Genomic DNA, 12386 nt, shown 5'->3' on the forward strand with positions numbered 1-12386 from the left:
CCCCGCCCCCCCCGCGCCCCCCCCCGCCCCCCCTACCCCGGCCCGGGGGGGCCCGGGGGGGCGGGGGGGGGCGGCGGGGCGGGGGCCCCGGGGGGGGGGGGGGGGGGGTGGGGCCCGCCCCGCCACCAGAAGGGGTGAACGGTCGTAACTTTCGCGGGCGGGTGGCGTTCCGTCGCGCTAAGAGATCATTTGCCTACGGATCGTCACCATGCCGCCCGGACCGGTCAACTCTTGGGGTACGCCCAGGGGTTGGGCCGGCAGCTCACACCGTCGTGGTCCAGGAACTTGGTCTGCTGCTGCATGACGGGCGCGAGGTCGCCGTCCTTGTCGCAGGTCACGTGGTGGAACCCGAGACGGTGGCCGACCTCGTGGTTGATCAGCATCTGCCGGTAGGCGTGGATCTCGTCGCCGTACGTCTTCGAACCCTGCGCCCAGCGGTAGGCGTTGATCATCACGCGCTCGGTGGAGGCGGAGTCGCAGGAGACGTTGTCCTCGGTCGTGTCCAGGCCGGACTTGGCGCACCAGTCCGCGGTGGTGCCGGGACTAGCCAGGGTGATCACGAAGTCGGGCTCGCCGGAGTGGATGCGCTCGAAGGTACGGCCGCCGCCGTGCGCCCAACTGCGTTCGTCGTTCAGCGTCTTGTACACGGCCTGGGCGAACAGCTCGCCGTCCAGCCCGAGTCCCTGCTCGACGTCCACGCGGTAGGTGAACTTCTGCCCCTTGCCGGGCGCCTTGTCGATGCCGGGGATGGCGTCGAACTTCCCCGAACCGTCGAGCCCCGGTGCCAGCGCGTACTTCTCGCCCATCTTCTGCTCGTACGTCAGCGGCACGATCGGCGGTGTGCTGGGCGTCGGGCGTCCTTCGCCGCGCGAGGCGGCGTCGTGCACGCCCCGGCCCGTGCCGGGGGCCGACTGGGCGCCCACGCTGGTGTCCTCGCCCCGGTCGGTGACCTGGCCGGTCACGACCACGGCCAGCACGGTGGTCACCGCGGCCGCCGCGATCCCGGTGAACGCCTTCCCCTTGCCGCCCTTGCGGACCGGCTGCCCGCCGTGGTCCGTCCCGGCGGGGGGCCGTGCGTCCCACTGGGTGACGGAGGCGTACGGGTCCTCACCGGCGGAGGCCCCGCGGCCTCCCGGGACGTCCCCGCCCTCGTCGAACGCGGAGACGTAGTCCTGCCGCGGCCCGCCGGGCGGCGCCTGCCGCTGCCGGGGCAGCGCGGTACCGGTCGTGCCCTCCGCCTGGCCCCTCAACTCCCCCCAGCCACCGCCGGATTCCCGCTGCTCGGGATGCCCGCCACGCACCCGGGGCATACCGTGCGCGGGCGTGCCGTCGAAGCGGGGCATGCCATGGGCGGGCGTGCCGTCGGGGAACCGCGGTACGCCACGCGCAGGAGTGCCGTCAGGAAGACGCGGCACCCCCTGCGCGGGAGTGCCGTGGGGAGAGTGCGGGACCCCATGGGCGGCGGTGCCGTCGGGGAACCGTGGTACGCCACGCGCGGGCGTCCCGTCGGGGAACCGCGCGACGCCGTGAGCGGGCGTGCCGTCGGGAAAGCGCGGCACGCCGTGCGCGGGCGTGCCGTCCGGGAAGCGCGGGACCCCATGAGTCGGCGTGCCGTCGGCGTACCGAGGCACCCCTCGCGCGGGCGTCCCGTCGAAGCGGGGCGCTCCCTGCGCGGGCCCGTACCCCTGACCGTGGCCCTGTCCCTGACCTTGCCCCTGTCCCCCGAGGCCGGGCGTGGCACCCGGCGGCCGGCCGGCCGACCGCCAGGCCCGTACCTGCTCGGGCGACGGCGTCCCGGGAACACGCGGGTCCCCCGAGGCCGGCCGTGGATCACCCGCGGCGCGCGACGCTTCGGCGGACGGCGCCCCTTGGGGCGTGCCCGAGTCCTCCGCGGAGCGCGAGCCCCCCAGGATCCGCCGGGCTCCGGCGCCCTTCGGCGCGGGTCCCCGGCGGCTGTGGCGTCCCACCCGCGCCTCAGCTCCTCTTGTTCTCGGTCGTACTCGCCGTCGTACCCGGCGCACCGGGCGTACCCGTTGTACCGGACGAGCCCGGAGGTCCGGGCGTACCCGTTGTACCGGACGGACGCACGGGCCCGCCCTCCCCCGTCGCGTCACCCGGGTCGGCGTCGAGCCCGGCACCGGTGCGCCCGCAGGTGTCCGCCAGCAGTTCGCGGAAGGCGGTGGACACCGTCTCGGGGTACTCCATCATCGCCACATGCCCGGCGTCCGGAAGCGTCAGCAGACGCGAGTCGCGGAAGGAACGGGCGGCCTTTTGGGCCATCCGGTAGCCGACGAGCTGGTCGCGCCCGCCGTAGACCAGCAGGGTCGGGGCGAGGACGCGTTCCGCCTGACGCCACAGTCCGTGCTGGCCACCGAGGGTGTACGCGTCGACGATCCCGCGCGCGGAGCGTGCCATCGCGTCCCAGAAGTACGGCAGCCGGAGCCGCCGTTCCATCTCCTCGACCGCGTACCGCAGCCCGTCCGGTGTCACCCGTCCGGGGTCTCCGTAACAGAGCCCGAGGACTCCGCGGACCCGTTGTTCCGCCGTCCACTCCTTGGTGAGCCGGGTGAACAGGCCCGCCACTCCGGGCAGCGCCAGCAGCGCGGTCGGCACCGCGCTGCGCTGGACGCGGAGCTCGGGCAGCGCGGGCGAGACCAGGGTGAGCGTGCGCACCAGGTCGGGCCGTACGGCGGCGACGCGGGTGGAGACCGCGCCGCCGAGGGAGTTGCCGAAGAGGTGTACGGGTCCGCGCCCGCAGGCGTCGAGGTAGCGGATGACCGCGCGGGCGTGCCCGGTGACGGAGTAGTCGCCGTCGTCCGGCGGCGGGGAGTCGCCGAAGCCCGGCAGATCGAGCGCCTCGCAGTCGACCACACCTTCCAGCAGCTCCATCAGCGCCGACCAGTTCTGCGAGGAACCGCCGAGGCCGTGGACGTACAAGGCGGGTTCGAGGCCCTCGCGCGCGGGCGGACGCGACCGGATGGTCAGCGTGATGCCCGGGAACCCGACCGTCCTGAGCCGCTCGCCGTCCGCGACCCGGACGGGCGCCGTCTTCGGGAGCACGCTGGCGGTCGGCACGGGAGGCAGCTCGGTCGAAGACATGCGGCAATGTTACGAGACGATCACGCACTGACTCATGTGTTCGCCTGTGGTGGCCGTCACAGCACCCGCACGCACGCGGTGACGCCCCGGACGCGCATCGCATAGCGTCCGGATCGCAGGTCTCCTAGGCTCTTAAAGAGGGCACCCGCGTGTGACCCCTGCCTTTTCCCGGGGCCGTTCGTAGGCGTGCGCAGGAAGGGAGCCCATCATGACCGTCGATCCCACCGACCCCGACACGTTCGAGGTGGAGGAGACACGGGAGAGCGAGGAGTTCGACGTCGAGGCGCCCGAGGCCGACACGGCCGAGCAGAACGCCGACGTCGCTCCGGAGCACGACGAGAGGATGACCGGCGCCGACCGGGATCGGGCCGACGAGGCCGACCTCATCGAACAGACCCGGATCGTCTCGCTCGACGAGGACGACTACCGCTGACGCCCGGTTGACACCGAGGCCTGACCAGGTAAAGAGGCGACATTCTGCCCTCTACGCACCGGTTCGAAACCGTCTGCACGGCTTTCGCCGCCGTCCGGTACGTGAAATTCTGCGTTCGCACCGCGCACACCACGGTTACCCAAAAGTACGATGGCCGCGCGGCGCTCACCGCATGTGGACGAACTTGGGAGGCGGCGTGACAGCCATCGAGCAGACAGAGGCGGCACGCCCGAGGGGCACGCGCCTGCCGCGCCGTGCCCGACGGAACCAACTGCTGGGCGCCGCCCAGGAAGTCTTCGTGGCGCAGGGCTACCACGCCGCCGCGATGGACGACATCGCCGAGCGCGCCGGGGTCAGCAAGCCGGTGCTCTACCAGCACTTCCCGGGCAAGCTCGACCTCTATCTCGCCCTGCTGGACCAGCACTGCGAGTCCCTGATCCAGGCCGTGCAGCGCGCCCTCGCGTCGACGACCGACAACAAGCAGCGCGTACGGGCGACCATGGACGCCTACTTCGCCTATGTCGAGGACGACGGCGGCGCCTTCCGCCTGGTCTTCGAGTCGGACCTGACGAACGAGCCCGCGGTGCGCGAGCGTGTCGACAAGGTCACCAACGACTGCGCCGAGGCGATCTGCGACGTCATCGCCGAGGACACCGGGCTGTCGCGGGACGAGTCCATGCTGCTGGCCTCGGGCCTCGGGGGCCTGGCCCAGGTGGTCGCGCGTTCCTGGCTGCACAGCGACCGCAGTGTCCCGCGCGACGAGGCGGTCCAGCTGCTGACCTCGCTGGCCTGGCGCGGTATCGCGGGCTTCCCGCTGCACGGCACCGACCAGCACTGAGGGGCCGTACGGCACCGGGCGGTTCCGCCGAGGGGACGTCGGGCACCCCGGGCGCGGACGGCCGTACGGCGCCCGGCCGGGCCCGCGCGCCGTCCCGGGCAGCCGTGCACCAGGAAGACACGGAGAACAGCCGCCGGGATCTGTTCCCGGCGGCTGTTCGCTCCTGGCGTGGCCGCGCGGACCGTGTCCGTCCCCTCACCGGGCTAATGTGTGCTGGGTACGGCGCGGATGGCCGCGCACTTCACTGACCGTTCGGAGGGACATAGCCGTGGAGGTCAAGATCGGCGTGCAGCACGCGCCGCGCGAGATCGTTCTGGAGAGCGGTCAGACGGCCGAGGAGGTCGAGGCCATCGTGGCCGACGCGCTGTCCGGGAAGTCGCAGCTGCTGAGCCTCGTGGACGAGCACGGCCGCAAGGTTCTGGTGCCGGCAGACCGTCTCGCCTACGTCGAGCTCGGCGAGGCGGCCCCGCGCAAGGTGGGCTTCGGCGCGCTCTAGGAGCACACGCCGCAAGGCGTACGACGCCACGAGGGGCCCGGTGACTTCGGTCGCCGGGCCCCTCGTCGTGCACCCCGGACGTTCCGCGGGACGTTCCCCCGGCGATGCCCGGACAGCCCGCCCCGCGCCGTGTCCGCAGGTCGGGACGCCCTCACCCGGTGATCCCCGAACGGCCCACGCCCCGCCTTCCCCAACGGCTCACATCCTGCACACAGGGGAGGATTGGATTCCGCAGGTCACGGGTATGACGCACGACGACCGCAGGCACCAGGTCGGCCGCGTGGGAGGGACTCTTCATGATCTTGGAAGCGCTCGGTTCCGCACTGCTCGGTCTCGCCTTGGCGTGGGCCGCGTCGAACCGGCTGTCCCACCGTCTGCCGGCCCGGCCCCTGGTCTACTCGACCGGCGTGGCCGGTGCCCTGTTCGGTGACTTCATCACGCACACCGCGCTGGACGCGGCCGCGGTCCCCCTGAGCCTGCTCGGCGCCCTGATCGTCTCGACGGCCTCGCTGTCCCTGCTGCTGCGCCCCGACGGACGACTCCGCCGACGATCAGTGACGGTCTGACGGACCGGGCGGAAGCGGGTACAGCCACAGCTGGGTACACCGAAGGGCGCGGAAGACCGCGCCCTTCGTCATGTCCCGGCGGCGGAAGCCGTCAGGCGGCCAGTCCCAGCGCGGCCATGCGCTTGGTGTGGGCCTCGGTGATCCGCGAGAACATCCGCCCGACCTCCGCGAGGTCGAACCCGTCGGCCACCCCGCCCACCAGCATCGTGGACAGCGCGTCCCGCTCGGCGACCACGCGCTGCGACTGCGACAGCGCCTCGCCCATCAGCCGCCGCGCCCACAGTGCCAGCCGCCCGCCCACGCGCGGGTCGGCGTCGATGGCCGCGCGCACCCGCTCGACGGCGAAGCCTGCGTGCCCCGTGTCGTCGAGCACGGCCAGCACCAGCGAGCGCGTGTCCGAGTCGAGCCGGGCGGCGACCTCCCGGTAGAAGTCACTGGCGATCGAGTCGCCGACGTAGGCCTTGACCAGGCCCTCCAGCCAGTCCGACGGGGCCGTCTGCCTGTGGAAGCCGTCCAGGGCGGCGACGAAGGGCTGCATGGCGTCCGTCGGCTCCTCGCCGATCTCCGTCAGCCGGTCCCGCAGCCGCTCGAAGTGGTGGAACTCCGCCGAGGCCATCTTCGCCAGCTCCGCCTTGTCCGCCAGCGTCGGCGCGAGCTTGGCGTCCTCCGCCAGCCGCTCGAACGCCGCGAGCTCGCCGTACGCGAGCGCGCCGAGCAGGTCCACGACGGCGGCGCGGTACTGCGGGTCGGCGGAGGCCTGTGCCCAGTCCTGGGCGGCGACACCGGTGGGCTCGGCGGCGGTTTCGGGGGCGTTCTCAGGCTTGTCAGAGCTCGTCATGAAGCGCACAATAGCCCGCTCTCCGCATGAGGGAAGTCCCTGGTCAGTCATAGTGGCCAGGACACCCGGCCGGACCGTGCCCGCAAGTGTGACGACGACAACGTGACCGAATCGGCCATCGCGTGTGCGCCAATCCGGGGTATGGTGGTAATGCGCCTGCTGGTACGAAGGCACGTCCGAACGCGTCGGAAGTGCCGTATCCCGACAGGCCGCACGTATGAGGATGCCCGGTCGGTGGCCCGATCGGCTCCGACCCGACAGCCCTCCCTGACCGTACGGCACTCTGCGTACGACGATCGGAGGGGGACACCCTCAGCGGTTCGAGCGCTAGAGCGTCGGAATGGTCCCGTGCCCCACGGCCGCCCCGTGTGGCGACCGACGTCCCCGGCACGGTCGGACACGACCCCGCGCTCGCCTCGCACCGCGCACACAGAAGAGGCAGCACCCTGACTACGACGTTCCGAGAGCTCGGAATCCTTCCCGAGACCGCCGAGGCCCTGGAGGCCGTCGGCATCGTCAACCCCTTCCCCATCCAGGAGATGACGCTCCCCGTCGCCCTCTCCGGCACGGACATCATCGGCCAGGCCAAGACCGGCACCGGCAAGACGCTGGGCTTCGGCCTCCCGCTCGTGGAGCGCGTCACCGTCCCCGCCGACGTCGAGGCCGGCCGCGCCCGCCCCGAGGACCTGACCGACGCCCCGCAGGCGCTCGTCGTCGTCCCCACGCGCGAGCTGTGCCAGCAGGTCACGAACGACCTGCTGACCGCGGGCAAGGTGCGCAATGTGCGCGTCACCGCGATCTACGGCGGCCGGGCCTACGAGCCCCAGGTCGAGGCCCTGAAGAAGGGCGTCGACGTCGTCGTCGGCACCCCCGGCCGACTGCTCGACCTCGCGGGCCAGAGGAAGCTGGACCTGAGCCGTGTGAAGTCCCTCGTCCTCGACGAGGCCGACGAGATGCTCGACCTGGGCTTCCTGCCCGACGTCGAGAAGATCATCGCGATGCTCCCGGCCAAGCGCCAGACCATGCTGTTCTCGGCGACCATGCCGGGCGCGGTCATCGGACTGGCCCGCCGCTACATGTCGCAGCCCACGCACATCCGCGCCACCGACCCGGGCGACGAGGGCATCACGCACGCGAACATCAAGCAGTTCGTGTACCGCGCGCACTCCCTCGACAAGCCGGAGATGGTCGCCCGCATACTGCAGGCCGAGGGCCGCGCGCTGGCGATGATCTTCTGCCGGACCAAGCGCACCGCCGCCGACATCGCCGAGCAGCTCCAGCGCCGCGGCTTCGCCTCCGGCGCGGTCCACGGCGACCTCGGCCAGGGCGCCCGCGAGCAGGCGCTGCGCGCCTTCCGCAACGGCAAGGTCGACGTCCTCGTCTGCACCGACGTCGCCGCGCGCGGCATCGACGTCGAGAACGTCACCCATGTCATCAACTACCAGTCCCCCGAGGACGAGAAGACGTACCTGCACCGCGTCGGCCGCACCGGCCGCGCGGGCGCGTCGGGTACGGCGATCACGTTCGTCGACTGGGACGACATCCCGCGCTGGCAGCTGATCAACAAGGCGCTGGAGCTGGACTTCAACGACCCGGTGGAGACGTACTCCTCGTCCCCGCACCTCTTCGAGGACCTCGGCATCCCGGCGGGCACCAAGGGTGTCCTGCCGCGTTCGGAGCGCACGCGCGCCGGGCTGGACGCGGAGGTGCTGGAGGACCTGGGCGAGCCCGGCGGCCGCGGTCCGCGCGGTCGTGGTGGCCGTGGCGGCCGGGACGAGTCCCGCTCCGACGACCGTGAGCGTTCGGCGCGTACGCCGCGCAACCGCCGTCGTACCCGCGGCGGGGCCAGGGTGGAGGGCGAGGCCGCGGCCGGTACGCCGGTCGCCGAGACGGCCGAGTCCGCCGCCGAGGGCGTGACCGCGCGCACCCCGCGCCGTCGTCGCCGTACCCGTGGCGGTGCCGCCGCTCCGTCGGTGGCCGCGGCCGCCGCCGCTCCGGTCGAGGCGGAGTCCGCCGTGGCCGCCGCGGAGGGTCCGGCCGTGCTGGACGCGCCGGAAGCCGAGGCCGGCAGGCCGCGCCGCCGCCGTACGCGCCGGTCGGCCGAGGCGACCACGGTCGTTCCCGAGGCCGAGGCCGCCGTGGCGACCCCTGTCGTGGAGGCCCCTGCCGTCGCGACACCGGTCGAGGTGACCGAGCCGGAGGCGCCCGTCACCAGGGCGCGCCGCACCCGCAGGACCGCGGCCGCCGCACCCGCCGAGACGGCGGTGGACACGGCCGAGGCGACCGAGGCCAAGCCGAGGGTCCGCCGCACCCGCAAGGCCGTTGAGCCGGAGGCGCCCGCCGCCGGGATCCCGGCCCAGGCCACGCAGGAGCCGGACGCGCCCGCCGCCAAGCCGCGCCGCACCCGCAAGACCGCCGCCACCGCACCCGCCGAGACGGTGGCGGACACGGTGGAGGCCGTCGAGGCGAAGCCGCGCCGCACCCGCAAGACGGCCGCCACGGCGACCGACACGGACGCCGTCGAGGCCAAGCCGAAGCGGACCCGCAAGACCGCCGCCACCGCGACCGAGGCCGTCGACACGGTCGAGGGCGTGGAGGCCAAGCCGCGCCGCACCCGCAAGACCGCCGCCACCAAGCCGGCCGCGGACACGGAGACGGCGGCCACGGCCGACGCGGTGGAGGCCGTCGAGGCCAAGCCGCGCCGCACCCGCAAGACGGCCGCCACCACGGCTGCCACCGCGGCCGTCGACACCGCGGAGGCCGTCGAGGCCAAGCCCCGGCGCACCCGCAAGACGGCCGCCACGGCTACCGACGCCGCCATCGACGCGGACACCGCCGAGGCCAAGCCGAAGCGCACCCGCAAGACCGCCGCCACCGCGGCGGTCGAGACGGCCGAGGGCACCGAGGCCAAGCCGAGGGTCCGCCGCACCCGCAAGGCCGCCGAGCCGGAGGCGCCCGCCGCCGGGATCCCGGCCCAGGCCACGCAGGAGCCGGACGCGCCCGCCGCCAAGCCGCGCCGCACCCGCAAGACCGCCGCCGCCAAGCCGGCCGCGGACACGGAGACGGCGGCCACGGAGACGGTCGAGGCCGCTCCGCGGGCGCGCCGCACCCGCAAGGCGGCCGAGCCCGCCGAGGGCTGATCGACAGCCGGCAGAACGCCCGACGGGCCGGTCCCCGCACACGCGGGGACCGGCCCGTCGGCATATGCGCCGACGACGGCGACTACCCTCACCCCGTGAGCAACCCCCCGACGCTGAACCCTCCCCCCGGTGCCCGCGCCTACCGTCTCCGCACGGCCCGCGGCGACTTCGCAGTGGTCGACCACGACGCGGCCCCCGGTGTCGCCCCGAAGGGTGTCGTGCTGCTGCTGCCCGGCTTCACGGGCAGCAAGGAGGACTTCCACCTGCTGCACGAGCCGCTCGCGGCCTGCGGTTACCGCACGGTCGCGGTGGACGGCCGGGGACAGTTCGAGTCCGGCGGCCCCGACGACGAGTCGGCCTACGCCCAGCGGGAGCTGGCCCTGGACGTGCTCGCACAGGCGGCCGCGCTGGACGGCGGTGATCCCCTGCATCTGCTCGGGCACTCCCTCGGCGGCCAGATCGCCCGCGCGGCCGTGCTGCTCGACCACTCCCCCTTCGCCTCGCTCACCCTGATGGCCTCGGGCCCGGCGCGGATCTCGCCCTCGCAGCAGGAACGCGTACGGCTGCTGCACGGCGCGCTCGCGGTGATGACGATGGCCGAGGTCTGGGAGGCGATCCAGGCGATGGGCGCGCCCGAGGACGTCGGCGACCCCGCCGTCGGAACCGGCTCCACGGACCATCTGCGCCGCCGCTGGCTCGGCCACACTCCCGCGCAACTGCTCGCCACGGGCAGGCAGTTGTGCACAGAGCCGGACCGCGTCGACGAACTCGCCGCTCTCCCGCTGCCGTTCCACGTCCTGTCCGGCGACGCCGACGACACCTGGCCGGTGCCGCTGCTGGACGAGATGGCCGTACGGCTCGCCGCGCGCCGCACGGTCGTCGTCGGCGCCGACCACTCCCCGAACGTGGACCGCCCCCTGCCGACGGCCGAGGCCCTGGCCGCCTTCTGGGACGGCGAGCGGTAAGCGATCCGGTGCCAGGGCCCTTCTGACGGCCCTCCGCCGGAAGGGCGCTAGTACAGCGTCCGCAGGTGCTCCCAGAAGCCGTCGCGCAGCGCGCGCCGCAGGTCGGCCTGGCCGCGCAGGGAGTACTGGAGCACGCCCTCCGCCTCCACCAGCAGATCCTGGTCGACCGAGCCGGGCAGATACGGGTGTCCGGGCAGCAGCTCGATCAGCGTGTCCCGGCCGCGCTCGGCCAGCCACTTCGCGGCGATCTGGGCGCCGACGAAGCGCACGTCCTCCCGGCTGGGCCGGCCCGCGGGCGCGGCGCCGGGGTCGTAGACCGGGGAGGTGCGGCGGCTGACGTACGGCTTGAAGAACTCGACGTCGAGCGTGCGCTGGCTGTCGACCTCCCACAGCAACGGCTCGGCCTGGTTGCGGCCGTCCGGTGCCTCGATGCCCCACAGGTGCACCCGGGCCCCGTAGCCCTGGGCCGCCTCGACGGCGGAGACCAGGTCCTCGTCGCCGCCGAGGAGGGCCGCGTCGCTGATGGCGCGGTGCCGGGCCAGGGACTCCAGGTCGGTCCTGATGAGGGAGTCGACGCCCTTCTGCTGGTTGTTGGCGTTGAGGTTGCCGAGGCGGACCTTGACGTCGGGCAGTTCGGCGATGGACTGCTGCTCGGCGGTGTGGATGCGCCGCCGGGCGCCGTCGTACCAGTAGACCCGCAGCAGTCTGCTGTCCGCGAAGACGTTCCGGGCGCGGTCGATGAGCGCCTCGATCAGCCCCTCGGCGTCGAGGTCGAAGGCCCGCCGGTCCTCGGTCCCGGCGATCAGCCGCCCCGCGGCCGCGTAGAGGTATCCCGCGTCGACGAAGATCGCGTGGGTCGAGGGGGTCTTCGCCACCTCGGCCAGCATGCGACGGAGGAGGTCGTTGGTGCTGTCGATGCGGGCTGCCAGGGCGGCGAGGTCGTCGTTCATCGCCTCCATTGTCCCGGTCGTCACGCTGCGAACACAACCGGCCCCGGTCGGTCCCGCGCGAACCCCTCACTCGCTAGTATTTAGTTGTTCGAAAAATTTCCTTAGCGTAGGGAATGTTCGTCACACGCATGCCGTTGACTCCCTGCGTACGCAGTAATTCTCCGCAGGAGGATGACCAGACGAAGGGAGAAGCCTTGCGCTTCGAAATCATGCGACTGGACGACGTCGACGGCACACCCGTGGACAGCACCGTCGTGGACGCCGCCTCCGTCAACAGGATCGTTCAGCAGGCCGCCGCCATCGGACAGCGCCTGTGGATCCGCCCGGCCGACACCACGGCCTTGTAACAGCGGATCACGACCGACAGCTCCGGAGCCCCGTACGGCGATCAGACCGTACGGGGCTCCGTTCGTGCGCGCGGCGGGTCAGCCGCCCTGGACGACCTGGGTGACGCCGTTGATGATCTGCTGCACGGCGATGGCGGAGAGCATCATGCCCGCGAGCCGGGTGACGAGCACGACGCCGCCGTCCTTGATCACCCGGATGATCAGCAGCGAGTAGCGCATCACCAGCCACAGCACGACGTGGATGGCGACGATCGCCGTCCACACCGACACCTGCGCGGCCACGCCGTCGGCCTTCTGCACGGCCAGGATCACGGACACGATCGCGCCGGGACCGGCCAGCAGCGGCATGCCGAGCGGCACGAGCGCGACGTTGACGTCCTTGGTCGCCTTCGGCTCGTCGGTCTTGCCGGTGAGCAGGTCGAGGGCGATCAGCAGGAGCAGCAGCCCGCCCGCGATCATCAGGGCGGGGACGGAGACATGGAGGTAGTCGAGGATCTGGTGGCCGAGGAGCCCGAAGACGGCGATCACCCCGCCCGCGACACAGACGGCCTGGAAGGCCATCCGCCTCTGCACCTTCGCGGGCCGGCCGGCGGTCAGACCGAGGAAGATCGGGGTGATCCCAGGGGGATCCATGATGACGAAAAGGGTCAAAAAGAGCGAGCCGAAGACAGCGACGTCGAACATGGGTGAAGGCAGACCTTGGTGAGGTGAAGC

The 12386-nt window shown here is 72.8% G+C and carries 12 protein-coding genes; 7 read left to right on the forward strand and 5 right to left on the reverse strand.

The window, feature by feature from the left end; all coding sequences use genetic code 11:
• Positions 1-224: 224 nt before the first annotated feature.
• Positions 225-1343: a DUF3152 domain-containing protein gene (locus tag ACFYR0_RS34375; RefSeq protein WP_389337135.1), complete on the reverse strand. Its 1119-nt coding sequence runs from the start codon at positions 1341-1343 to the stop codon at positions 225-227.
• A 631-nt stretch (positions 1344-1974) separates the two neighbouring features.
• Positions 1975-3099 (reverse strand): alpha/beta fold hydrolase, encoded by a 1125-nt coding sequence (locus ACFYR0_RS34380; RefSeq protein WP_389337138.1) that lies wholly within the window; start codon positions 3097-3099, stop codon positions 1975-1977.
• Between the two features lie 208 nt (positions 3100-3307).
• Between ACFYR0_RS34380 and ACFYR0_RS34385 the strand changes: the two genes are divergently transcribed.
• The 4 genes from ACFYR0_RS34385 to ACFYR0_RS34400 all read left to right on the forward strand — a co-directional run bounded on the left by ACFYR0_RS34385 (position 3308) and on the right by ACFYR0_RS34400 (position 5432).
• Positions 3308-3532: a hypothetical protein gene (locus ACFYR0_RS34385; protein WP_389337141.1), complete on the forward strand. Its 225-nt coding sequence runs from the start codon at positions 3308-3310 to the stop codon at positions 3530-3532.
• Positions 3533-3728: 196 nt separating this feature from the next.
• Entirely contained in the window at positions 3729-4370 is a 642-nt protein-coding gene (locus ACFYR0_RS34390; protein WP_386378907.1) for a TetR/AcrR family transcriptional regulator, read from the forward strand.
• 268 nt (positions 4371-4638) lie between these two features.
• Positions 4639-4866 (forward strand): DUF3107 domain-containing protein, encoded by a 228-nt coding sequence (locus ACFYR0_RS34395; protein WP_356686285.1) that lies wholly within the window; start codon positions 4639-4641, stop codon positions 4864-4866.
• 296 nt (positions 4867-5162) lie between these two features.
• Positions 5163-5432, forward strand: coding sequence for a hypothetical protein (locus tag ACFYR0_RS34400; RefSeq protein WP_389337144.1), 270 nt, complete (start codon positions 5163-5165; stop codon positions 5430-5432).
• Positions 5433-5523: 91 nt separating this feature from the next.
• Here ACFYR0_RS34400 and ACFYR0_RS34405 read toward each other — a convergent pair whose 3' ends face one another.
• Complete coding sequence (locus ACFYR0_RS34405) at positions 5524-6279, reverse strand: ferritin-like fold-containing protein (protein ID WP_389337147.1); 756 nt, start codon at positions 6277-6279, stop codon at positions 5524-5526.
• A gap of 530 nt (positions 6280-6809) precedes the next feature.
• Between ACFYR0_RS34405 and ACFYR0_RS34410 the strand changes: the two genes are divergently transcribed.
• Together ACFYR0_RS34410 and ACFYR0_RS34415 are read left to right on the forward strand one after the other, a co-directional pair.
• On the forward strand, positions 6810-9410 hold the full coding sequence (locus ACFYR0_RS34410; RefSeq protein WP_389337308.1) for a DEAD/DEAH box helicase: 2601 nt from the start codon (positions 6810-6812) through the stop codon (positions 9408-9410).
• A gap of 95 nt (positions 9411-9505) precedes the next feature.
• Positions 9506-10375: an alpha/beta fold hydrolase gene (locus ACFYR0_RS34415; protein ID WP_389337150.1), complete on the forward strand. Its 870-nt coding sequence runs from the start codon at positions 9506-9508 to the stop codon at positions 10373-10375.
• A gap of 47 nt (positions 10376-10422) precedes the next feature.
• Here ACFYR0_RS34415 and ACFYR0_RS34420 read toward each other — a convergent pair whose 3' ends face one another.
• Positions 10423-11334 (reverse strand): NYN domain-containing protein, encoded by a 912-nt coding sequence (locus ACFYR0_RS34420; RefSeq protein WP_389337311.1) that lies wholly within the window; start codon positions 11332-11334, stop codon positions 10423-10425.
• 185 nt (positions 11335-11519) lie between these two features.
• On the opposite strand from ACFYR0_RS34420, the gene ACFYR0_RS34425 reads away from it, so the two are divergent.
• Complete coding sequence (locus ACFYR0_RS34425; protein ID WP_386378911.1) at positions 11520-11672, forward strand: hypothetical protein; 153 nt, start codon at positions 11520-11522, stop codon at positions 11670-11672.
• Positions 11673-11750: 78 nt separating this feature from the next.
• Here ACFYR0_RS34425 and ACFYR0_RS34430 read toward each other — a convergent pair whose 3' ends face one another.
• Positions 11751-12356 carry a MarC family protein gene (locus ACFYR0_RS34430; RefSeq protein ID WP_389337153.1) on the reverse strand — a complete coding sequence of 202 codons (606 nt, stop codon included), beginning with the start codon at positions 12354-12356 and terminating at the stop codon, positions 11751-11753.
• Positions 12357-12386: the final 30 nt, after the last annotated feature.

The sequence above is a fragment of the Streptomyces sp. NPDC005017 genome (assembly GCF_042873115.1).
Classification (GTDB): Bacteria; Actinomycetota; Actinomycetes; order Streptomycetales; family Streptomycetaceae; genus Streptomyces.